The organism is Serratia sp. BNK-10, from assembly GCF_047456065.1.
Taxonomy (GTDB): domain Bacteria; phylum Pseudomonadota; class Gammaproteobacteria; order Enterobacterales; family Enterobacteriaceae; genus Serratia; species Serratia ureilytica.
In genome coordinates, this window is the sequence record NZ_CP179894.1 from 5,040,766 (window position 1) to 5,063,672 (window position 22,907).

The window sequence follows — 22,907 nt, forward strand, 5'->3', positions numbered from 1 at the left end:
ATTGTGGGCCTGCCCGGCGAAAAATGCGCTCATCGGACTCACCCTTTTGGGTAATCCTTCAGCATTTCCTTCTGTCTTTAACGGCGATCACAAAAATAACCGTTCAGATATTCATCGTTCAGCAACAAAGTTTTGGGGTTTTTTAGCGGAGTTTAAAACCAGTAAATTTATCAGGGTCAGACCAATGCGCTAAAAATGACCGCTTAGCATAAATTTTCATGCTGGAACTGTTAACAAAAGGTTTTTTTTATGTTTGTTTGCTGTTTCTCACAGTCTGCGTAAATCCCCACTGGTTATATTGACGACACCCCAAACAGTTGGCAACTTGATAGCCTCAGGGGTAAGAGCGAGAGTTGTTTGAGTGAATTCCACGAGCTCAGACGTCCCCGTCGCGATGCGTTCCATCCGGCATCCTCTCATCGTACGCCTTCTGCCTTCGGGCGCTGACCGCACAGGCCACGCAATAAAAAATACAGGTCTGGCGGCAATTACACACATCACATCACACAATGGAGCACTAACGATGACACGTTCCTTGGGTAAATCGGGGGTTCTGAAATTCGGCATTGGGCTGATCGCGCTGACCGTGGCGGCCAGCGTACAGGCCAAGACGTTGGTTTACTGTTCTGAAGGTTCCCCGGAAGGGTTCAACCCGCAGCTGTTCACCTCCGGCACCACCTACGACGCCAGTTCGGTACCGATCTACAACCGCCTGGTCGAATTCAAAGTCGGCACCACCGAACTGCAGCCGGGCCTGGCTGAGAAGTGGGACGTCAGCGAAGACGGCAAAACCTATACCTTCCACCTGCGCAAAGGCGTGAAGTGGCAGAGCAGCAAAGATTTCAAACCGACGCGCGACTTCAACGCCGACGACGTGGTGTTCTCCTTCGAACGCCAGTTGGATGCCAATAACGCCTACCACAAAGTGTCCGGCGGCAGTTACGAATACTTTGAAGGCATGGACATGCCGAAGCTGATCGCCAAGATCGAAAAAGTAGACGACAACACCGTGCGTTTCGTGCTGAACCGCCCGGAGGCGCCGTTCCTGGCTGACCTGGGCATGGACTTCGCGTCCATCCTGTCCGCCGAATACGCTGACGTCATGATGAAAGCCGGTACGCCGGAAAAAGTCGACCTGAACCCGATCGGCACCGGCCCGTTCCAGCTGCTGCAATACCAGAAAGACTCCAAAATCCTGTACAAGGCGTTCGACGGTTTCTGGGGCACCAAGCCGAAGATCGATCGCCTGGTGTTCTCCATCACGCCTGACGCTTCCGTGCGTTACGCCAAGCTGCAGAAAAACGAATGCCAGGTGATGCCGTTCCCGAACCCGGCCGATATCGCCCGCATGAAGCAGGACAAATCCATCAACCTGATGGAGCAGCCGGGGCTGAACGTGGGTTACCTGTCGTTCAACACCGAGAAAAAACCGCTGGATAACGTGAAGGTGCGTCAGGCGTTGACCATGGCGGTCAACAAGCAGGCGATCATCGACGCGGTTTATCAGGGCGCGGGCCAGGCGGCCAAGAACCTGATCCCGCCGACCATGTGGGGCTATAACGACGCGGTGCAGGATTACGCTTACGATCCGGCCAAGGCGAAAGAACTGCTGAAAGAAGCGGGCATGGCCGATGGTTTCAGCATCGACCTGTGGGCGATGCCGGTACAGCGTCCTTACAACCCGAACGCGCGCCGCATGGCGGAAATGATCCAGGCCGACTGGGCCAAGATCGGCGTGAAAGCCAAAATCGTGACCTATGAGTGGGGTGAATACCTCAAGCGCGCCAAAGCGGGCGAGCACCAGACGGTGATGATGGGCTGGACCGGCGACAACGGGGATCCGGACAACTTCTTCGCCACGCTGTTCAGCTGCGCGGCGGCGAAAGACGGCTCCAACTACTCCCGCTGGTGCTACAAGCCGTTTGAAGATCTGATTCAACCGGCGCGCGCCGAGTCCAACCACGACAAACGCATCGAACTGTACAAGCAGGCGCAGGTGGTGATGCACGATCAGGCTCCGGCGCTGATCGTCGCGCACTCCACCGTGTATGAGCCTGTGCGTAAGGAAGTGAAGGGCTACGTCGTGGATCCGCTCGGCAAGCATCACTTCGAGAATGTCTCTGTAGACTGATTCCGACCTAAACCGGAGATGCACGAATGGACTTGCAGGGGCGCAACAGGTTTGCGCCTCTGCTGACCAGTCTCCGGCGTATGGCCGTTGGATCGTTCAAAGGCATGTGAGCGTTAATAAGCCTGGCGGACGATGAGCTGCCGGGCATTGATACAGAGAGTTCGGGATATGTTGCAGTTCATACTCCGACGTTTGGGGTTAGTTATCCCAACGTTTATCGGCATTACATTGCTGACTTTTGCATTCGTCCATATGATCCCCGGCGACCCGGTGACCATCATGGCCGGGGAACGCGGTATCTCCGCCGAGCGCCACGCGCAGCTGATGGCGGAAATGGGGCTGGACAAGCCGCTCTATCAACAATATTTCTCCTACGTGTCCAACGTGCTGCACGGCGATCTGGGCACCTCACTCAAAAGCCGCATCTCCGTCTGGAGCGAGTTCGTTCCGCGTTTTCAGGCCACGCTGGAGCTGGGCCTGTGCGCGATGATCTTCGCGGTGCTGGTGGGCATCCCGGTCGGGGTGCTGGCGGCGGTCAAACGCGGCTCGGTCTTCGACCATACCGCGGTGGGCATCTCGCTGACCGGCTATTCGATGCCGATTTTCTGGTGGGGCATGATGCTGATCATGCTGGTGTCGGTGCAGCTTAACCTGACGCCGGTGTCGGGGCGCATCAGCGACACGGTATTCCTCGACGACAGCCACCCGCTGACCGGCTTCATGCTGATAGACACCCTGATCTGGGGCGAACCGGGCGACTTTATCGATGCGGTGATGCACATGATCCTGCCGGCCATCGTGCTGGGCACCATCCCGCTGGCGGTGATCGTGCGCATGACCCGCTCCTCGATGCTGGAGGTGTTGGGCGAAGACTATATCCGCACCGCGCGCGCCAAGGGCGTGAGCCGCATGCGGGTGATCGTCGTTCACGCGCTGCGCAACGCGCTGCTGCCGGTGGTGACGGTGATCGGGCTGCAGGTCGGCACCATGCTGGCCGGCGCCATTCTGACCGAAACCATCTTCTCCTGGCCGGGTCTGGGCCGCTGGCTGATCGACGCGCTGCAGCGCCGTGATTACCCGGTAGTGCAGGGCGGGGTGTTGCTGGTCGCCTGTATGATCATTCTGGTTAACCTGCTGGTAGACGTGCTCTACGGCGTGGTCAACCCGCGTATTCGCCACAAGAAATAAGGGGCGCTCTCATGTCTCAAATCACTGAGTCTGCAGTTAAAGGTGCGCCGAAGCCGATGACCCCGTTTCAGGAGTTCTGGCACTATTTCAAGCGCAATAAAGGGGCCGTGGTCGGCCTGGTGTATATCGTTTTGATGCTGGTGATCGCGCTCGGCGCCGGGGTGCTGGCGCCGCATGCGCCGGCGGACCAGTTCCGCGACGCGCTGCTCAAGCCGCCGGTGTGGCAGGAGGGCGGCAGTTGGCAATACATCCTGGGCACCGACGACGTGGGCCGCGACGTGCTGTCGCGCCTGATGTACGGCGCGCGCCTGTCGCTGCTGGTCGGTTGTCTGGTGGTGGTGCTGTCGCTGGTCATGGGCGTGGTGTTCGGCCTGCTGGCCGGCTACTTCGGCGGCGCGGTGGACGCGGTGATCATGCGCGTCGTCGACATCATGCTGGCCCTGCCGAGCCTGCTGCTGGCGCTGGTGCTGGTGGCGGTATTCGGACCGTCGATCGTCAACGCCTCGCTGGCGCTCACCTTCGTCGCCTTGCCGCACTATGTGCGTCTGACGCGCGCGGCGGTGCTGGCGGAGGTGAACCGCGATTACGTCACCGCTTCGCGGGTGGCGGGCGCCGGCGCGCTGCGTCAGATGTTCGTCAATATTCTGCCTAACTGCCTGGCGCCCTTGATCGTTCAGGCTTCTCTCGGTTTCTCGAACGCCATTCTCGACATGGCCGCTCTCGGCTTTCTGGGCATGGGCGCGCAACCGCCGACGCCGGAGTGGGGCACTATGCTCTCCGACGTGTTGCAGTTCGCGCAAAGCGCCTGGTGGGTAGTGACCTTCCCCGGCCTGGCGATCCTGCTGACGGTGCTGGCATTCAACCTGATGGGGGACGGTTTGCGTGACGCTCTCGACCCCAAACTCAAGCAGTAACAGAGGACGAGAGAGATGGCGTTATTGAATGTAGACAAGCTTTCGGTGCACTTCGGTGACGAAGGCACCCCGTTCCGCGCGGTAGACCGCATCAGTTACAGCGTGGATCAAGGTCAGGTGGTCGGCATCGTCGGCGAATCCGGCTCCGGCAAATCCGTCAGTTCGCTGGCGATCATGGGCCTGATCGATTTTCCCGGCAAAGTGATGGCCGACAAGCTGGAGTTCAACGGCCAGGACTTGCGCAAGATCTCCGAAAAAGAGCGCCGCCAGCTGGTGGGCTCCGAAGTGGCGATGATCTTCCAGGATCCGATGACCAGCCTGAACCCGTGCTACACCGTCGGTTATCAGATTATGGAGGCGCTGAAGGTGCATCAGGGCGGCAACCGCCGCACTCGCCGCCAGCGCGCTATCGACCTGCTGACGCAGGTGGGGATTCCCGATCCGGCCTCGCGGCTGGACGTGTACCCGCACCAGCTTTCCGGCGGCATGAGCCAGCGCGTGATGATCGCCATGGCTATCGCCTGTCGGCCGAAGCTGCTGATCGCCGATGAGCCGACGACCGCGCTCGACGTGACCATCCAGGCGCAGATCATCGAACTGCTGCTGGATCTGCAGCAGCGCGAGAACATGGCGCTGTTGCTGATCACCCACGATCTGGCGCTGGTGGCGGAAGCGGCGCATCACATCATCGTGATGTACGCCGGCCAGGTGGTGGAATCCGGCAAAGCGGCGGAGATTTTCCGCGCGCCGCGCCACCCGTACACCCAGGCGCTGCTGCGCGCGCTGCCGGAGTTCGCCGCCGACAAGGCGCGGCTGGCTTCGCTGCCGGGCGTGGTGCCGGGCAAATACGATCGCCCGACCGGCTGCCTGCTCAATCCGCGTTGTCCGTACGCCAACGAGCGCTGCCGTAACGAGGAGCCGGAACTGCGCAGCATTCCCGGCCGTCAGGTTAAATGTCACACACCGCTGGATGATGCGGGGAGGCCGACCGTATGAGCCAGAATCAACCTTTACTGCAGGCGATCGACCTGAAAAAGCATTACCCGGTGAAAAAGGGCCTGTTCGCGCCGGAGCGGCTGGTCAAGGCGCTGGACGGCGTGTCGTTCACTCTGGAGCGCGGTAAAACGCTGGCGGTGGTCGGTGAGTCGGGCTGCGGCAAATCCACGCTCGGCCGCCTGCTGACGATGATCGAAGTGCCGACCGGCGGCGAGCTGTACTACCAGGGACAGGATCTGCTGAAGCCGGACGTTTCCGCCGAGAAATTGCGGCGCCAGAAGATCCAAATCGTGTTCCAGAATCCTTACGGATCGCTCAACCCGCGCAAGAAGGTCGGGCAGATCCTCGAGGAGCCGCTGTTGATCAACACCTCGCTCAGCGCCGCCGAACGGCGGGAAAAAGCGCTGGAGATGATGGCGAAGGTCGGCCTGAAGACCGAGCATTACGATCGCTATCCGCACATGTTCTCCGGCGGCCAGCGTCAGCGTATCGCCATCGCCCGCGGGCTGATGTTGAATCCGGACGTGGTGATCGCCGATGAGCCGGTGTCGGCGTTGGACGTGTCGGTGCGCGCGCAGGTGCTGAACCTGATGATGGATCTGCAGCAGGAGCTGGGGCTGTCCTACGTGTTCATCTCGCACGATCTGTCGGTGGTGGAACACATCGCCGATGAAGTGATGGTGATGTACCTGGGCCGCTGCGTGGAAAAGGGCAGCAAAGAGGCGATCTTCAACAACCCGCGCCATCCATACACCCAGGCGCTGCTGTCGGCGACGCCGCGGTTGAACCCGGATATGCGCCGCGAGCGCATCAAGCTGACCGGCGAACTGCCCAGCCCGATGAACCCGCCGCCGGGCTGCGCATTCAATGCCCGCTGCCGCCGCGCCTTCGGCACCTGCGTACAGCTGCAGCCGCAGCTGAAGCAGTACGGTGAGCAGATGGTGGCCTGTTTTGCGGTCGATCAGGACGAACATCCGGGGGCGTAAAGCGTCGGATTTCACCGCATAAACCCACGCCGGCTTAACGCCGGCGTTTTTTATTATTTAATCAATCAGTTAATCGAATCGCTTTTCGGGGCGTTATTGAATGCTTAACGAAAATCTGACGAATGCTTATTTTTATAGGAATTTTCGCAATGAATTAATAAGCGAATAAAAAATTTAACGGGAGGTGAGTAATAATATTTTTGCCAGACGTTTAACTTCGCCTTTTGTCGGACTTGTTCAATAAAAAAAGCACGCCGTCGGCGTGCTTTGGGTCGATAAGGCCGCGCTTATTGCGGATAAGGCACCCAATCGCCGCCGTTCAGGCGAATGTATGGTTTCCCCTGATATTGCATCACGATGGCGTTGTCGTTTTCGGAGATGACCGGCGTCTGCGGCAGCCCTTGCGTCAGCGCCTGCCAGTCGACGCTGGACTCGCTGAAGACTTTGCCGTCCACCAGACGTGATACCAGCTCCGACAGCGCCAGATAGCTGCTCGGCGTTTTGACCTGCAGCGGGCTGCCCTGATGCGGCGCCTTCATACCGATCAGTTTGATGCCGACTGGCGTATGGGTGATGTTCGGGCTGGGGATATCGCGCAGGCCGGACATTTGCATCTTGTCACCCACCAACGCCGCGCCGTGCTCGGGCACGATCACCACCACCACTTTGCGGCCGGATTTTTCCAGCTGATCGAGGAAGGTGTTCAGCTGATCGAACAGCTTCTGCGCGCGCGGCTGATAGTCGGCGCTCTTGTTAGAGCCGACGAAGCGGTTGCCGTCGTGCAGCGGAATGACGTTGAAGAAGGTGGCGGTGCGGGCGTCTCCGGCTTTTTGCTGCTGATCCAGCCAGCGGGTCAGCAATTCCAGATCGTTATAAATCGGCTCGCCGTCGAACGACGTCAGCTCGTTGCCGACGCCGGCCTGCGACATCAGCGGCGCCTGCATATCCCCCTGTTCACGCAGCTCTTTCAGGAAGTTGCCGAACACCCCGGAGTGATCGAGCATCAGCTGTTCCTTGAAGCCGAGCTTCGCCAGGTTGTCGAACAGGTAACACTGCTGGTTCACCGGCTGGTACAGATCGTGATGCGAAAGCTGGCCGCAGCTGGCGCGCAGCAACCGTATGGCCGCCGGGCCGCTGTAGGCGGTGGCCGAGTTGAAGCTGTCGAACATGATATCCATCTTCGACCACAGCGGATGATTCTGCAGGTTGACCGCCTCCATATCGGCCCAGGCCAGCGAGCAGATGTTGATCACCAACAGATCGAACGGTTGGGCGTCGGCGGGCAAAGTGGCCGGGAACGCGGTGGCGCGGCCTTTTTCCCGCTCGTAGAACTGGTTCAGATAGGCCGTCAGGTTGGCGCTGGTCGGCGGCAGGCTGTCTGCGGGCGCATTACCTCCTGCCGTCGGCGCGGCCGTGGCCGGCGTGCCGGCGCCGCCGGCGGCAGCCGTGGAACTGGCGGGCAGCAGTGAGACCGCCGGCCCGGCGATGTTGACGATATTGAGCCACACCAGCGCGGCCACGGTGAACACCGTAACGCGCACCCACTGGGCGACGAACAGGTAAGCGATAAGCAACACGAAGGCGGCGCCGACCATCTGCCAGTTGATAAAGCGGCTGACCAGCTCCAGCAGGTACTGGGCGCTGAAGCCGGCCAGCTGAGAGCCCTGGCTGAGAATGCTGTTGATGCCCGGCAGCCAGGTATCGTGGTAGAACAACGCGATGCCGATCGGGATGGCGAGGTAATGGCGCCAGCGGTGCAGCCGCGGCGAGGGGATCGGCATCAGCAGATAGGCCATGAACACCAGGTTCGGCAGCGCGTGGAAATTCAGGTAGCCGAACCACAGCAGGGCGAATTTCGCCAGAAAGTAGAGGTTCCAGCCACCCAGCCCGCGCCAGTAGCGCCACAGAGCGTTATCGGATTGCGTATTTGAGTTTGGATTCATGGCTGCTTCTTATGACGTTTAATCTGGGAGGATGAGCCTGTGCGCACCCATAAACCGGCGGATTTCAAATAGCGCGGCGATAACAACAGGTTTTGCCAGTATTGACGCAAATGCGGAAAACGCCGGTGAAAGGCGTAGCCCAGCGGAATGAAGACCAGCGCGCACAGCAAGATCAGTTGCAGGATGTCGTTAAGGTTCAGCATGCTTTTCCTCCTGCGGGCCAAGCGGCAGCGTGAAAGCGATCGGCTGGCGGCGTTCTGCGGGCTCTGCGGCCGTCACCACGGGGGGCGGCGGCGCGACGCCCGCGGCGCCGGTGGCGGTAAGCTGCCAGCGCCCCTGAGCCATGCGTTTGATTTCCGAAATGATATCGACATCCTGGTGCCACACTACCCGGTTGCTGAAGGCTTCATCCACCGGCAGGCGGAAGATGAACTTCAGCGCGGTGTTCAGATCGTTGATGCGGCAGGTGGAGAGGAACAGCACCAGGCGCCCCTGCACCACGGTCATCACGTCGCCGAAACGCCGCAGGTGGCACAGGGTCATCGCCTGTTCGGCGCGCAGGCCGGTGGCCGGGCGCAACGCCACCATCACGCCTTTGCCGTCCTCGGGCAGCAAGGTGTTGGCCATCAGCGAAAGCACCGCCTGGCTAAACGGTTCCGGCCGCATGTAGCCTTTCAGCTGCAGCGGACGCAGCCCGGCCAGCAGCGCATCGATGTCGGCGGGCACGTGACGTGAGAAGCGCTGCCCCTGGATGCCTTCAAGCATGGTCAGAAAACGCGACAGCGGCGCGACGTGCGGCACGATCAGGTTGGCGCCGCAGGCCAGCAGCAGCCGTTCGTCGCTGTAGCGCAGGCTGGCGCTCATCTCGCGCACCGCGATTTTCAGGCCGTTGCCGCGGCTGCGGCGCAGGGTGTGGATCTGGTGCGCCAGATGATCGATTTGGTCGCTTTGATACAACGCGAAAATCAACGTCGCCGAGAGTCTCAGCATGCCGTGCTGCGCCAGTTCGTCGTTGTTCTCCAACAGCTGCCAGTTGGCGGACAGCGGCGGCGCGCCTTCCAGGATGCTGCGTTCGGCCAGATACTGGCCTTCGTCGCTGCGCAAGGCGGTGGGGGAGGGTTGGCTATTTTCCTCCTCGCCCTGCCAACCGCCTTCCGCCGCATACAGCGTCAGCAGCTGATTGGCGTTGATGCCGTTTTCGGTGCTCCACCAGTTCACCAGGTATTGCGCGCTGTCCTGCTGCCATTGCAGGCTGGACAGGCCGTTCAGGATGCGGTGCTGTGTGCTGAGCTGCCCTTTGAGCTTATTGATGCCGCCGCCGTGGCTGAGGATCAACAGCGTACACCCCTGCCGCCGCAGCCAGGCGGCGAGGGTGCGCGTCCATTCGCGCAGTTCTTCGGTGGTGAAGGTTTGCCACAGGCTGGCGTGGGCCAGCAGGATAAGTAAGCGATTTTGCGGCCGCAGGGCGCGCATCAGATCGTCGCTCAACTGCGCCAGCGCGGCTTTTTTCTCCGGTAGTTGATACAGCGGCAGCTTCTGCAAAGCGGGCGCAGCCAGCTCGGCCAGCAGGCGATCGGGTTTGTCTCCGCTGCAGATCAGGGCGAGCTTGCGGGTGGCCGGCTGGGCGGCGATGGCCTGGCGACACAACAGCGCGGCGTCGCTTTGCCTGTCGATATTGATCCAATAAAGCCCGGGGGCCTGCATCACCGACAGCTCTTCCCAAATCTGCCGAATGCCTAGAGAAAAAGAGTGCGCCATAGGATGTGTTCTACTTTCGTTGAAAGCCGACTAAAGGCGTTTATATTTAAAGATAGCCATTTTTACGCTGGCAATAACAAATCTCCGATGCTATTCAATAATATTTGTTGAGAATCATCTTATTGCCTGTCTCTTTTTGTATCGTTGCTATAGTTAATTAACATAGCCTATTTTCGCCAAGGCGGAAGAATGAATAACGCACCCAGCCATTTTCGTGCAGCGGCGCCGGAGGAGAGCCAGGATGACCTGCAGGCGCTCAGCCAGGCTTTTTCATTACCAAAATTAAGCTATGTCGATATTTCGCGGCAGGAGCGGTTAACGCAAATGATGACGCGCTGGCCGCTGCTGGCCGAATTGGCGCAAAACGCGGGGAGCCACTGATCTATGCCGGCGATTGCGCTGCAAGGGTTGCGGGGTGGAATAGGGACGACGTCAGTCACGGCGGCGCTCGCCTGGGCGTTGCGCCAGCTTGGCGAGTCGGTGCTGGCGATAGACTTTACGCCGGATAATCTGCTGCGCCTGCATTTCAACACGCCGTTCGAACTGGCGCGCGGCTGGGCACGCGCGGAACAGGACGGCGGCGGTTGGCGGGAAGGCGCGCTGCGTTATTGCGAAAACCTCGACTTTTTACCGTTTGGCCGCCTGAATGCGGCGGAACGGCTGGAAGTGCAACATCGGTGTCAGGCGCATCCCGATCGCTGGCGCGATAATTTGCGTCAGCTGATGGCCGGCGATCCGCAGCGCTGGATCCTGCTGGACGTCCCGGTCGGGGACGGCGTTTTGGCGCAGCAGGCATTGCAACTGGCCGACAGCGTGTTCGTGCTGTTGAACCCCGACGCCAACTGCCAGGTGCGGCTCCATCAGCAGGCGCTGCCGCACGAAAGTCATTTCCTGATTAACCATTACTCTTCGGCCAGCCGGCTGCAACAGGATTTGCATCAGCTGTGGCTGCAAACGCTGAGCGGCCTGTTGCCGGTGGTTATCCACCGCGATGAAGCGTTGGCGGAAGCGCTGGCGGCCAAACAGCCGCTGGGCGAGTACCGCCCCGAGAGCCTGGCGGCGGATGAAGTGCTGACGCTGGCCAACTGGTGCCTGATCAACCTCAAACGGGGCGTTGCGCCATGAGTCGGGTGCTGAGCCTGCTGCTGGTGCCGCCGGTGCGCCAGGCGGTGCAGGCGCGCTACCGCGCCTATCGCCGCAGCGGGGCGTCGGCGCTGACCGCCTTTTTCACTACGCTGTTGGTGGCGCTGGGGTGGATGCTGCTGCGTTTGGAGTCACCGGCCTGGCGGCGCGTGCGCGCCGGCCGCGCTTACTGGTTCCCGCATCTGTCCGCCGAACGCCCCCGCCCGGCGGATGCGCTGCGCTATTTGCTGCAGGGGGCGTGGCTGCTGCTGTTCCGCAGCGGCCGCGCGCCGGTGCAGCGCGATTATTTCGCCGGTTGGCGGCGGCTGCAGCAGCGCTATGCCGACTGGCTGCAGGGCTTGCCGCAGCGGCTGAAAAACGCCGGCGTGGAACAGCGCTCGGTAGAGCGACTCGGCCGCATGAACCGCGGATTGCGGCGCGCGCTGTTCATTGTGGTCGGCGTGCTGGCGGCGATCCTCGCCATGCTGTGTATCTCGCAACCGTTCGATCTGTCGGCGCAGTTCGTGTTCGTTCTGCTGCTGTGGGGGATCGCGATGGTGGTGCGCCGGGTGCCGGGGCGCTTGCCTGCGTTGATGCTTATCGTGCTGTCTTTGACCGTCTCCTGCCGTTACCTGTGGTGGCGCTATACCGCCACGCTGAACTGGGACGATCCGCTCAGCCTGGTATGCGGCCTGCTGTTGCTGGTGGCGGAAACCTACGCCTGGGTGGTGTTGGTGCTGGGCTATTTCCAGACTATCTGGCCGCTTAACCGCCAGCCGGTGCCGTTGCCCGAAGACAGCGCCACCTGGCCGACCATCGATCTGATGGTGCCGACCTACAACGAAGACCTCGGGGTGGTGAAGCCCACCATCTATGCGGCGCTGGGCATCGACTGGCCGAAAGAGAAAGTGAACATCTATATCCTTGATGACGGCAATCGCCCCGAGTTCCGGGCGTTCGCCGCCGAGGTGGGAGTGAAGTACATCGCCAGGCCGACTCACGAACACGCCAAGGCCGGCAACATCAACAACGCGCTGAAGCAGGCCACCGGCGAGTTCGTGGCGATTTTCGACTGCGACCATGTCCCGACGCGCTCCTTCCTGCAGCTGACCATGGGGTGGTTCTTCAAAGACAAAAAGCTGGCGATGCTGCAGACCCCGCACCACTTCTTCTCGCCGGATCCCTTCGAGCGCAACCTTGGCCGCTTCCGTCAGACACCCAACGAGGGCACTTTGTTCTACGGGCTGGTGCAGGACGGCAACGATATGTGGGACGCCACCTTCTTCTGCGGCTCTTGCGCCATCCTGCGCCGCAGCGCGCTGGACGAAATCGGCGGCATCGCGGTGGAAACCGTCACCGAAGACGCCCATACCTCGCTGCGTTTGCACCGGCGCGGGCATACCTCGGCCTATATCCGCATTCCGCAGGCCGCCGGGCTGGCGACCGAAAGCCTGTCGGCGCACATCGGCCAGCGCATTCGCTGGGCGCGCGGCATGGTGCAGATCTTCCGGCTCGACAACCCGTTGCTGGGCAAGGGGCTGAAACTGGCGCAGCGCCTGTGCTACGCCAACGCCATGCTGCACTTCCTGTCGGGCATCCCGCGGCTGATCTTCCTCACCGCGCCGCTGGCGTTTTTGCTGTTGCATGCCTACATCATCTTTGCGCCGGCGCTGGCGATCGCGCTTTACGTGCTGCCGCACATGATCCACGCCAGCCTGACCAACTCGCGCATCCAGGGGAAATACCGCCATTCGTTCTGGAGCGAAATCTATGAAACGGTGTTGGCCTGGTATATCGCGCGGCCGACGACGGTGGCGCTGTTCAATCCGCACAAGGGCAAATTCAACGTGACCGCCAAGGGTGGGCTGGTGGAGGAGGAGCACGTCGACTGGGTGATCACCCGGCCTTACATGTTCCTGGTGGTTCTTAACCTCGCCGGGCTGGCGTTCGGCGCCTGGCGGCTGGCCTATGGCCCGACGGACGAGGTGATGACGGTGATCATCAGCCTGGTGTGGGTGCTGTACAACATGACCATTCTCGGCGGCGCGGTGGCGGTGGCGGTGGAGGCCAAACAGGTGCGTCAGGCGCACCGCGTGGAGATCGCCATGCCGGCGGCGATCGCGCGTGCCGACGGCCACCTCTACCCCTGCACGCTGCGCGATTACTCCGATGGCGGCGTGGGCATCGAGATGCGGGTGGCGGACACGTTGAAAGAGGGCGACAAGGCCTCGCTGCTGCTCAAACGCGGCCAGCAGGAGTACAGCTTCCCCTGCGTGGTGACGCGCGCCTTCAGCAACAAGGTGGGGGTGCGTCTGGTCAGTCTTTCCACCCGCGAACACATCGATTTTATTCAGTGCACCTTCGCCCGCGCCGATACCTGGGCGCTGTGGCAGGACGGGTTCCCTGAAGACCGGCCGATCGAAAGCCTGCGCGACGTGCTGGCGCTGGGCTTCCGCGGCTATGTGCGCATGGCGGACTACGCGCCGCCGCTGGTGCGCGGTCTGCTGGTCGGGGTCACGTCGCTGACCGCCTGGGTAGTGTCGTTTATTCCGCGCGGCGTCGGCAGGGATCCGACCTTGGGTCAACAAGAAACCGTGGGTTAGCTGCGAGTTCAACCGCCCGCTCACTCGCCCGGTGAACAGGCTCCAACATTGATGATGATACGATGACGAGAAAAATAACCTGGTTAACTGCTCTGGCCTTAGGCATCAGCACCCTGTCGCAGGCCGAAACCGCCACCGCGCCGACCGTGGCGGCCCAGCCGCCGATCGCCGCGGCGGCCGATACGGCGACCGCGCCGCAGGATCCGAATGCGCCGGTGCGCGACGTGTCGCTGCCGTTCGCGCAGATAGCGCCGCCGCCGGGCACCTTTGTTCTGCGCGGCACCCGGCCGGACGGGCAGATCGAATTCGGCGTGCGCAGCGATGAGGTCGTCTCGCAGGCGATGCTCGACCTGGAATTTACGCCGTCGCCGGCGCTGATCCCGGTCGAGTCGCACGTCAAGGTCTACCTCAACGACGAGCTGATGGGCGTGACCACGATCGCCAAGGAGCAGTTGGGCAAGCCCAATCGCATCCAGATGGCGATCGATCCGCGCTATATCACCGATTTTAACCGCGTCCGGCTGGTGTTCGTCGGCCATTATCAGAACATCTGCGAAAACCCGGCCAGCACCTCGCTGTGGCTCGACGTCAGCAAATCCAGCGCGCTGAAGCTGCGCTTCCAGACGCTGCCGGTGAAAAACGAGCTGTCGCACTTCCCTGAGCCGTTCTTCGACAGCCGCGATAATCGGCCGCTGACGCTGCCGATGGTGTTCGCCGGCCAGCCGGATCTGGCCCAGCAGCGCGCGGCGGGCATTCTGGCCTCGTGGTTCGGCAGCAAGGCGCAGTGGCGCGGGCAATCCTTCCCGACGCTGTATAACGCGCTGCCGACGCAGCACGCGGTGGTGTTCGCCACCAATAAGCAGCGCCCGGATTTCCTGCGCGATTACCCGGCGGTCAACGGCCCGACGGTGGAGATGATCAGCCACCCCGATAATCCCTACGTCAAACTGCTGCTGATTCAGGGGCGTGACGACAACGATTTGATCACCGCGGTGAAAGGCATTGCGCAGGGCGACATTCTGTTCCGCGGCCAGAACGTGACGGTGGACAAGGTGGAACAGCTGGCGCCGCGTCAGCCTTACGACGCGCCGAACTGGGTGCGCACCGATCGGCCGATGACCTTCGCCGAACTGCAGCAATACGCCGAACAGCTGCAAACCAGCGGCATCGAGCCCGGCCCGATTTCGCTGACCATGAACCTGCCGCCGGATCTGTTCCTGATCCGCAGCACCGGCATCGACATGCACCTCAAGTACCGTTATACCGCGCCGCGCATTCAGGACGGTTCGCGGCTGAGCGTCAGCCTGAACAACCAGTTCGTGCAGGCCTACTCGCTGGTGCCGGAACACGAACAGGGGGCGCAGTTGCTGCGCCTGCCGTTGACGCAGGGGCTGCTCGACTCCGACAAGAACGTCAGCATTCCGGCGCTGCGGCTCGGGGCCACCAACCAGCTGCGCTTTGACTTTGACTACACCACGCTGCTGGCCAGCGGCGCGGAAGGGCGCTGCGAAACCTACTCCTTCACGCCAAACCACGCTGTGATCGACGGCGCGTCCACCATCGATTTCTCCGGCTACCGCCACTTTATGGCGATGCCGGACCTGCGCGCCTTCGCCAACGCCGGCTTCCCGTTCAGCCGCCTGGCGGATCTGTCACAAACGCTGGTGTTGGTGAACCAGAAACCGCAGCCGGCGCAGGTCAGCGCGCTGCTGAACGCGCTCGGCGTGATCGGCGCGCAAACCGGCTACCCGGCGCTGGCCTTCACGCTGAGCGACGACTGGTCGCAGGCCAAGGATCGTGACGACGACATCCTGATGGTCGGCACCATTCCGCAGGCGCTGCGCGACGACAAGAAAATCAGTCTGCTGGTGGACGCGACCCAAAGCTGGGTGAAACAGCCGACGCGCCAACCGCCGCTGCCCAGCTCGGAAGTGCTGGCGGAGGACGCCAAGCCGGACAGCAAGACCACCGTCAGTTCCGAGGGGGCGATGTCGGCGATCATTGGCGTGCAGTCGCCGTTCAACGACCAGCGCAGCATCGTGGCGCTGTTGGCGGACAGCCCGCGCGGCTATGAGCTGCTGAACAATGCCCTGCTGGACAGCGGCAAGCGCGCCGCAGTGTTCGGCTCGGTGGCGGTGATCCGCGAATCGGGGGTCAACAGCCTGCGCGTCGGCGATGTTTACTATGTCGGTCACCTGCCTTGGTGGGAGCGGCTTTGGTATGCCCTCTCCACCCATCCGGTTCTGCTGGCGGTGCTCGCGGTGGTGCTGGTAGTGATCCTGGGGTTGATGCTGTGGCGCGGCCTGAAGGCCTTCAGCCGGCGGCGTCTGGCGCCTGAAGATCGGGATTGACGGCGGTGAACGCGATGCTGCAACGCCTGTCGCTCGGCATGCTGCTGCTGTGCGCTTTCAGCGCGGCGGCGGCCTGCGAATGGCCGGGCTGGCAACAGTACAAGCAGTTCTACATCAGCCCGCAGGGGCGGGTGATCGATCCGAGCAGCCCGAACAAAATCACCACGTCGGAGGGGCAGAGTTACGGCCTGTTCTTCGCCCTGGTGGCCAATGACCGGCCGACCTTCGACCAGCTGTTGACCTGGACGGAGAACAACCTGGCGGCGGGCGATCTCAGCGCCCGTTTACCCGCCTGGCTGTGGGGCGAGGGCGACGACAAGCAGTGGAAGGTGCTGGACGCCAACTCGGCGTCGGACGCCGATCTGTGGATCGCTTATAACCTGCTCGAAGCCGGCCGCCTGTGGAAAAGCCGGCGTTATCAAACCCTGGGGACGCTGCTGTTGCAGCGCATCGGCCGCGAGGAAGTGGCCGACATCCCCGGCCTGGGGCTGATGCTGCTGCCGGGCAAAGTCGGGTTCGTGGCGGAAGATCGCTGGCGGCTGAACCCCAGCTACCTGCCGCCGCAGCTGTTGACGCGTTTTGCGGCGCTGAACGGCCCGTGGCGCGCGATGCGCGAGATCAATCAGCGGCTGTGGTTGGAGACCGCGCCGCACGGCTTCTCGCCGGACTGGGTGGTATGGCGGGTCGGCGCCGGCTGGCAGCCGGACACCGTCAAGCCGAACGTCGGCAGCTATGACGCCATTCGGGTCTATCTGTGGGCCGGCATGCTGGCGGACGACGATGAACACAAGGCGGCGCTGCTCAAACGCTTCCAGCCGATGGCGCAGCTCACCGCCAGCCAGGGCGTGCCGCCGGAGAAAACCGATACCGCCAGCGGCAAAACCACCGGCGACGGCCCGGTCGGCTTTTCCGCCGCGATGTTGCCGATGTTGGCGGCGCAGGCCGACGCGCTGGCGGCCCAGCGGCAACGGATCGGCGAACACCCGCCGGGTGACGACGCCTATTTCAGCGCCTCGCTGACCCTGTTCGGCCAGGGGTGGGATCAACAACGTTATCGCTTTAATCGTCAGGGTGAATTGCAACCCTCGTGGGACGGCCAATGCACAACTTCAAAATAAACTGGCTGAATTTGATTCCGCTGAGCCTGGCGATGCTGCCGCAGGCGCGCGCTGCGGAGGCCGTGGCGCCGGAGCAGTGGCTGCTGGAGCAGGTGCGCATTGGCGAGGCCGGCAACAAGGACGATCTGGTGCGCCAATCGCTGTACCGGCTCGAACTGATGGATCCGAACAATCCGGACGTGATCGCCGCGCGCATGCGTTTGGCGCTGCGGCAGGGCAACATGGCGCTGGCGCAGCAGCAGTTGGACAAGCTGAAAACGCTCGCGCCGCAGTCCAGCGCTTATCGCCAGGCGCAAATGAACATGCTGCTGACCCAGCCGGAAACCCGGCAAAAGCTGCAGCAGGCGCGCCTGATGGCGACCGCCGGCCGGTTGCCGGAGGCCAAGGCGCAGTACGATGCGCTGTTCCACGGCGAGCCGCCGACGCTCGATCTGGCGGTGGAATACTGGCGGCTGGTGGCGCGTTTGCCGGGGCAGGAGGCGAAGGCGTTAAAGCAGCTGCAGGCGCTGGATCAGCAATATTCCGGCAACGCGGCGCTGCGCATGTCGCTGGCGCGCATGCTGTTCAGCCAGAACCAGGACGCGCAGGCCTATGAACTGCTGCAGAAGATCGCCGCCGATCCGGCCGGGCGCGGCGATGCCGCCGATCTGTGGCTGGACAAGGTCAAAGCGATGCCGGTCAGCGCGCAGAGCGTAGCGGCGCTCAACCGTTTCCTCGGCGTGTTCGACACCGGCGATCAGGCGACCAGCGCCCGTGAAGAGCTGGCCAGACAGCAGAAGCTGCTGGCCGATCCGGCTTATCAGGCGCGGGTGCGCGGCCTGGCGCAGGTGGATAAAGGCGGCAGCCGGGCGGCCATTCCTGAGTTGCAAAAGGCGTTGGCGGCGACACCGAACGACGCCGAGGTGCTGGGGGCGCTCGGCCAGGCCTATTCACGCGCCGGTGACCGCCCGCAGGCGCTGAAGCTGTTTCGCCAGGCGCTGGCGGCCGACAAGAATGGCTACGGCAGCGGCAAATGGCAGAGCCTGATCAAGAGCACCGGCTACTGGCTGGCGATCGACGAGGGCGACAAAGCGCTCAAGGCCGGCAATCTCGCGCTGGCACGGCAGAAATATCAGCAGGCGCGCCAGCTCGACGACAGCAACGGCGACGCGTTTATCGGCCTGGGCGATGTGGCGGTGGCGAGCAAGGATGACGCCGCGGCGGAAGGGTTTTATCAGCAGGCGCTGCGGCGCGATCCCGGCAACGGCAGCGCGCTGCGCGGCCTGGTGAATATCTATCAGCGCCAGTCGCCGGAAAAAGCGCTGGCCTACCTTGACGGCCTGCCGCGCAGCCAGCAGGCCAAGCTGCGCAGCACTCTCGATGGGCTGCGGCTCGACAGGCTAAAACAGCAGGCGGAGACGCTGGCGCAGCAGCAACAGTGGCAGCAGGCGGCGGAAATCTATCGGCGCGCCCAGCCGATGGCGCCCGACGATGTCTGGCTGACCTATCGCTATGCCCAGGCGCTGCGTCAGGCCGGGCAGCCGCAACAGGCGGACGCCTTATTCCGGCAGCTGGCGCAGCGCCAGCCCGCCAATCCACAGCTGACCTACGCCTATGCGCTCTATCTTTCCGGCAGCGATCGCGACAGGCAGGCGCTGGCGCAGCTCAATACGCTGCCGGCGGCGCAGTGGAACGACAACATGCGCGAACTGGCGCAGCGGCTGAAAATGCAGGCGGTAATCGAGCATGCCGAACGGCTGCGGGCCGCCGGTGACGAAGCGGCGGCGGAAGCCTATCTGCGTCGGCAGCCGGCGGACACCCGCATCGATTTGCTGCTCGCCGACTGGGCGCTGGCGCGCGGGGAGTATGCGGCGGCGCTGGACGACTATCAGCGGGTGAAACGGCGTGAACCGAACAACCCGGATGCGCAGCTGGGCGAGATCGAAGCCTATGTGGCGCAGGGGGATCTGGACGCGGCGCGTCAGCGGCTGAAAACCGAACCGCAGCCGCAAGACGCTTCGCTCAACAGCCAACGGCGGGTCGCCAACGCCTGGGGCGCGGTCGGCGATCCGCAGCAGGCCGACGCGCTCTTCAGCCGGCTGAAAACGGCGGCGGCTTCGGAGCCCGCCGGGCAGACCAAGGCGCTTGTTTATCGTGACGCCGCCCGGCTGGAACGGGCTCAGCAACAGCCTGAGCGGGCGCAGCAGGATTACCGCCAGGCGATGGTGGCCGGCGGCATCACGCCGACGCTGCCGCAGGATAATGACGGCTACACCTATTTGACGCGCAATAATCCGAGCGACGACTGGCTGAAACGCGGCATCCGCTCCGACGCCGCGGATCTGTATCGGCAGCAGGACGTGAACGTCACGCTCGATCACGATTACTGGCGCTCGAGCGGCACCGGCGGCATTTCCGACTTCAACGCGCACGATACCATGCTGCAGGTGGATATGCCGCTGTATGACGGGCGCGCCTTCTTGCGCACCGACACCGTGCAGCTGGATGCCGGCCGCTTCTCGACCGACGGCAGCGGCAAATACTACGAAACCTTCGGCACCTGCCACACGCAAGGGTGCCGCGGCGATGAACACCAGAAAACCACCGGCACCAGCGTGGCGGCCGGTTGGAAAAACGATCGCTGGGCCGCCGATATCGGCACGACGCCGATGGGCTTCGAGGTGGTCGACTGGAGCGGCGGCCTGGCCTACAGCGGCGACTGGAACCACATCGGCTGGACGCTGGCGGCCTCGCGGCGGCCGATCTCCAGCTCGTTGCTGGCGTTTGGCGGCGCCAAGGATCCGAATACCGGCACTACCTGGGGCGGCGTGCGCGCCACCGGCGTCAGCCTGAGCGCCAGCTACGATCGCGGCGAGGCGAACGGCGTGTGGGCAGATCTCAGCGCGCACCAGCTCACCGGCAAGAACGTGGCGGACAACCAGCGGCAGCGGTTGATGGCCGGCTATTACTACAAGGTGATCAACGAAGACAATCGCCGCCTGAGCGTTGGGCTCAATACCATGCTGTGGCACTACCAGAAAGACTTGAGCGGCTATTCGCTGGGACAGGGCGGCTATTACAGCCCGCAGCAATATCTGTCGCTGTCGCTGCCGGTCAACTATCGTCAGCGCACCGAGAACTGGTCGTGGGAGCTGGGCGGTTCGGTTTCGCTGTCGCATTCGAAAACCGACAGCCAGCGCCGTTATCCGCTGCAAGGCCTGATCCCGGATTCACTGCCCGATAAGTTCGCCGTCGAGGACGGCAGCGCCTCGAGCGGCGTCGGTTATACCCTGCGGGCGATCGTCGAACGCCGTCTCAGTTCGCACTGGACGCTCGGCGCGGGCATCGATATTCAGCAGGCGAAGAACTATACGCCGAGCCACGCGTTGATTTATCTGCGTTATTCCCTGGCCGGCTGGCAGGGGGACCTCGATTTACCGCCGCAGCCGCTGACGCCTTATGCCGACTTCAAGTAACCGGGAGGAGAGAGATTCGGAGTGTCGGACACCGGGGAGTTTTGTTACCCTGTGTCCGGGTCGTGTTTGTTCGCTCTAGGAAAAGACTGAAACCCGCGATTTTCTTGGTTATGCCTGCGGCATAGCCAGATAAAAACAGCCGATGATCGAGTATACTCAGCCCGGTTCGAGGGGGCGGGTGAGAGTCAGCCCCCTTTTTGTTTCAGCCCGATTTTACGGAGAGCAGGTTTGCGGGTCAGGCGTTCGTTAACGATTAAGCAGATGGCGACAGTGTCCGGCGTGGCGCTGGTCACGATCTGTATCTTTATCGTGATTCAGTTGTTCCATTTTGTGCAGCAGCGCAGGGATGACTACGCCCAGCAACTGGAGAATATCGCTCACTCCGTACGCCAGCCGCTGGCGGAAGCGGTGCTGCGCATGGACGTGCCGGAAGCCAAAAAGGTGCTGAATACGCTGTTGCCGGTCGGCATTCTGAGCCGGGCGGATATCGTCTTGCCGAACGAGTTTCAGGCGCTGCACGCCAATTTCCCGCCGGAGCGGCCGGTGCCGACGCTGATCGCCCGGCTGTTTGAGCTGCCTATCCAAATATCCGTGCCGCTCTATTCGCTGGAACGGGTGCCGGCCAACCAGCAGCCGCTGGCCTACCTGGTGCTGCAGGCCGATTCGTTCCGCATGTACCAGTTTATCCTCAGCATTTTGTCGACCATGCTGTCGACCTACCTGCTGCTGGCGCTGATCCTGTCGGTGTCCATCACCTGGTGCATGAACCGGCTGATGGTGCATCCGCTGCGCGCGATGGCCAAAGAGCTGGAAAACATCTCGCAGGACGAAGCGCCTTATCACCAGTTGATGCTGCCGGCGCTGCACCAGGACGACGAGCTCGGCCTGCTGGTGCGCAACTACAACCGCAATCAACAGACGCTGGCCAAGGCGCATGCCGACATGAGCCGCCTGAGCACCCGCCACCCGGTGACCGAACTGCCGAACCCGGCCTTGCTGAACGCGTTGCTGGAACAGCATATCGCCTCAAGCCTGCGCCCCGAGCGTTTTAACCTGCTGGTGATCGGCATCGAGACGCTGCATGAAGCGTCGGGCGTGATGAGCCCGGCGATGCGCGAGGCATTGCTGTTGGCGCTGGCGAAGAAGCTGCGCGGCTGCATCGACGAAAACGGCGTGCTGGCACAGCTGAGCAATACCGAATTCGCCATCCTGGCCAAGGGTATCGAGCGGCCGTTCCACGCCATGCAGCTGGCGCGGCGCATCATGGCGGAGATCAACGCGCCGTTGACGCTGGAAGGCCTGGCGCTGCGGCCCAACGCCAGCATCGGCATCGCCCACTACCTCAATCAGGGGGAGAGCGCGGAACAGCTGCTGCGCAGCGCCACCTCGGCGATGATGTCCGCGCATCGCGAAGGGAAAAATCAGATCCTGTTCTTCGAACCCAGCCTGACGGAGCGCACGCAGAAACGATTGACGCAGGAGAGCGAGATCCTGCACGGCATTGAGCAGCGGCATTTCACGCTGTTCCTGCAGCCACAGATCGACATGCAGTCCAACGAGGTGATTGGCGCCGAAGCGTTGCTGCGTTGGCAGCAGTACGACGGCAGCTATACCCTGCCGGCCGACGTCATTCCGCTCGCGGAAGAGCTGGGCGTGATTGTGCCGCTCGGCAACTGGGTGCTGGAAGAGTCCTGCCGTATCCTGGCGGACTGGCAGCAGCGCGGCATTGCGCTGCCGCTGGCGGTCAACGTTTCCGGCATTCAGATGCAGGACGAGGCGTTTGTTCCGCATCTGAAAAATCTGCTGGCGCAGTATCGGATCGATCCGCGCAAGCTGCTGCTGGAGATCACCGAGACGGTACGCATCGACGATCTCGACCGCGCGCTGGCGCTGCTGCGCGAGCTGCACGATCTGGGGCTGTCGATCGCGCTGGACGACTTCGGCATGGGCTACTCCAGCCTGGAGTACCTGAACCGGTTGAAATCCCTGCCGATCGATTTGATTAAAATCGACCGCAGTTTCATTCAGGGGCTGCCGGCCGACGATGCGATGGTGCGCATCGTCAGTTCAATCTCTGAAGTGCTGGCGTTGCCGGTGATGGCCGAAGGCGTGGAAAACGCCGAGCAGCGCGACTGGCTGCTGAAGCATGGCATTCGCAGCGGGCAAGGGTTCCTGTTCGCTCGGCCGCTGCCGCGTGAAGCGTTCGAAACCGAGTTTTGCCGCGCGGCGCCGTGAGCGCCGCGTTACCTTTCCGGTACTTTTCCCCGTCCGAAAATCGCTATTCCACTCATACCTCTTTTGCGTTAGTGCAAACAAAGGCTTACGCAATTTTCAGCTTTGCA

At 62.4% G+C, this 22,907-nt stretch carries 15 protein-coding genes; 12 read left to right on the plus strand and 3 right to left on the minus strand.

Annotation, left to right across the window (positions count from 1 at the left end; genetic code table 11):
* The first annotated feature begins 523 nt into the window (after positions 1-523).
* From dppA to dppF, 5 genes are all read left to right on the plus strand, one after another.
* Entirely contained in the window at positions 524-2,131 is a 1,608-nt protein-coding gene (dppA, locus tag ACMGG9_RS24175) for a dipeptide ABC transporter periplasmic-binding protein DppA (protein WP_042783430.1), read from the plus strand.
* Positions 2,132-2,299: 168 nt separating this feature from the next.
* Entirely contained in the window at positions 2,300-3,319 is a 1,020-nt protein-coding gene (gene dppB, locus ACMGG9_RS24180) for a dipeptide ABC transporter permease DppB (RefSeq protein ID WP_033645060.1), read from the plus strand.
* Positions 3,320-3,330: 11 nt separating this feature from the next.
* Complete coding sequence (dppC, locus tag ACMGG9_RS24185) at positions 3,331-4,233, plus strand: dipeptide ABC transporter permease DppC (RefSeq protein ID WP_033645059.1); 903 nt, start codon at positions 3,331-3,333, stop codon at positions 4,231-4,233.
* Between the two features lie 15 nt (positions 4,234-4,248).
* Positions 4,249-5,229 (plus strand): dipeptide ABC transporter ATP-binding protein, encoded by a 981-nt coding sequence (gene dppD, locus ACMGG9_RS24190; RefSeq protein ID WP_033645058.1) that lies wholly within the window; start codon positions 4,249-4,251, stop codon positions 5,227-5,229.
* On the plus strand, positions 5,226-6,215 hold the full coding sequence (dppF, locus tag ACMGG9_RS24195; protein ID WP_015376237.1) for a dipeptide ABC transporter ATP-binding subunit DppF: 990 nt from the start codon (positions 5,226-5,228) through the stop codon (positions 6,213-6,215). Before dppD ends, dppF begins: the two co-directional genes overlap by 4 nt.
* Before the next feature lie 287 nt (positions 6,216-6,502).
* Here dppF and bcsG read toward each other — a convergent pair whose 3' ends face one another.
* The 3 genes from bcsG to bcsE are packed head-to-tail and all read right to left on the minus strand — an operon-like array spanning position 6,503 to position 9,916.
* Positions 6,503-8,158 carry a cellulose biosynthesis protein BcsG gene (gene bcsG / locus ACMGG9_RS24200; RefSeq protein WP_414161780.1) on the minus strand — a complete coding sequence of 552 codons (1,656 nt, stop codon included), beginning with the start codon at positions 8,156-8,158 and terminating at the stop codon, positions 6,503-6,505.
* Positions 8,155-8,361: a cellulose biosynthesis protein BcsF gene (gene bcsF / locus ACMGG9_RS24205; protein ID WP_033645228.1), complete on the minus strand. Its 207-nt coding sequence runs from the start codon at positions 8,359-8,361 to the stop codon at positions 8,155-8,157. The genes bcsG and bcsF overlap by 4 nt, the downstream gene beginning before the upstream one ends.
* A complete protein-coding gene (bcsE, locus tag ACMGG9_RS24210; RefSeq protein ID WP_033645056.1) occupies positions 8,348-9,916 on the minus strand; it encodes a cellulose biosynthesis protein BcsE in 1,569 nt (522 codons plus the stop codon). Before bcsE ends, bcsF begins: the two co-directional genes overlap by 14 nt.
* Before the next feature lie 189 nt (positions 9,917-10,105).
* On the opposite strand from bcsE, the gene bcsR reads away from it, so the two are divergent.
* The 7 genes from bcsR (at position 10,106) to hmsP (ending at position 22,800) form a co-directional block, all read left to right on the plus strand.
* Positions 10,106-10,297 (plus strand): cellulose biosynthesis protein BcsR, encoded by a 192-nt coding sequence (gene bcsR, locus ACMGG9_RS24215; RefSeq protein WP_033645055.1) that lies wholly within the window; start codon positions 10,106-10,108, stop codon positions 10,295-10,297.
* A 3-nt stretch (positions 10,298-10,300) separates the two neighbouring features.
* The gene (gene bcsQ / locus ACMGG9_RS24220) at positions 10,301-11,041 is read left to right on the plus strand and encodes a cellulose biosynthesis protein BcsQ (RefSeq protein ID WP_414161781.1); all 741 of its coding nucleotides are present in this window, start codon (positions 10,301-10,303) and stop codon (positions 11,039-11,041) included.
* Entirely contained in the window at positions 11,038-13,641 is a 2,604-nt protein-coding gene (bcsA, locus tag ACMGG9_RS24225) for a UDP-forming cellulose synthase catalytic subunit (RefSeq protein WP_414161782.1), read from the plus strand. Before bcsQ ends, bcsA begins: the two co-directional genes overlap by 4 nt.
* Positions 13,642-13,703: 62 nt before the next feature.
* Entirely contained in the window at positions 13,704-15,992 is a 2,289-nt protein-coding gene (gene bcsB, locus ACMGG9_RS24230) for a cellulose biosynthesis cyclic di-GMP-binding regulatory protein BcsB (protein ID WP_033652444.1), read from the plus strand.
* Positions 15,993-15,997: 5 nt separating this feature from the next.
* On the plus strand, positions 15,998-17,110 hold the full coding sequence (gene bcsZ, locus ACMGG9_RS24235; protein WP_080273430.1) for a cellulose synthase complex periplasmic endoglucanase BcsZ: 1,113 nt from the start codon (positions 15,998-16,000) through the stop codon (positions 17,108-17,110).
* Positions 17,092-20,565, plus strand: coding sequence for a cellulose synthase complex outer membrane protein BcsC (bcsC, locus tag ACMGG9_RS24240; RefSeq protein WP_414161783.1), 3,474 nt, complete (start codon positions 17,092-17,094; stop codon positions 20,563-20,565). Before bcsZ ends, bcsC begins: the two co-directional genes overlap by 19 nt.
* A gap of 228 nt (positions 20,566-20,793) precedes the next feature.
* Positions 20,794-22,800, plus strand: coding sequence for a biofilm formation regulator HmsP (hmsP, locus tag ACMGG9_RS24245; protein ID WP_042783438.1), 2,007 nt, complete (start codon positions 20,794-20,796; stop codon positions 22,798-22,800).
* Positions 22,801-22,907: the final 107 nt, after the last annotated feature.

Excerpts from the sequence above, each read along its gene's own strand:
- bcsC (WP_414161783.1), top strand. The coding sequence starts at position 17,092 with ATGCACAACTTCAAAATAAACTGGCTGAATTTGATTCCGCTGAGCCTG.
- dppA (WP_042783430.1), top strand. The coding sequence starts at position 524 with ATGACACGTTCCTTGGGTAAATCGGGGGTTCTGAAATTCGGCATTGGG.
- bcsA (WP_414161782.1), top strand. The coding sequence starts at position 11,038 with ATGAGTCGGGTGCTGAGCCTGCTGCTGGTGCCGCCGGTGCGCCAGGCG.
- bcsF (WP_033645228.1), bottom strand. The coding sequence starts at position 8,361 with ATGCTGAACCTTAACGACATCCTGCAACTGATCTTGCTGTGCGCGCTG.
- bcsE (WP_033645056.1), bottom strand. The coding sequence starts at position 9,916 with ATGGCGCACTCTTTTTCTCTAGGCATTCGGCAGATTTGGGAAGAGCTG.
- bcsG (WP_414161780.1), bottom strand. The coding sequence starts at position 8,158 with ATGAATCCAAACTCAAATACGCAATCCGATAACGCTCTGTGGCGCTAC.
- dppC (WP_033645059.1), top strand. The coding sequence starts at position 3,331 with ATGTCTCAAATCACTGAGTCTGCAGTTAAAGGTGCGCCGAAGCCGATG.
- dppD (WP_033645058.1), top strand. The coding sequence starts at position 4,249 with ATGGCGTTATTGAATGTAGACAAGCTTTCGGTGCACTTCGGTGACGAA.
- bcsR (WP_033645055.1), top strand. The coding sequence starts at position 10,106 with ATGAATAACGCACCCAGCCATTTTCGTGCAGCGGCGCCGGAGGAGAGC.
- bcsB (WP_033652444.1), top strand. The coding sequence starts at position 13,704 with ATGACGAGAAAAATAACCTGGTTAACTGCTCTGGCCTTAGGCATCAGC.
- dppF (WP_015376237.1), top strand. The coding sequence starts at position 5,226 with ATGAGCCAGAATCAACCTTTACTGCAGGCGATCGACCTGAAAAAGCAT.
- dppB (WP_033645060.1), top strand. The coding sequence starts at position 2,300 with ATGTTGCAGTTCATACTCCGACGTTTGGGGTTAGTTATCCCAACGTTT.
- bcsQ (WP_414161781.1), top strand. The coding sequence starts at position 10,301 with ATGCCGGCGATTGCGCTGCAAGGGTTGCGGGGTGGAATAGGGACGACG.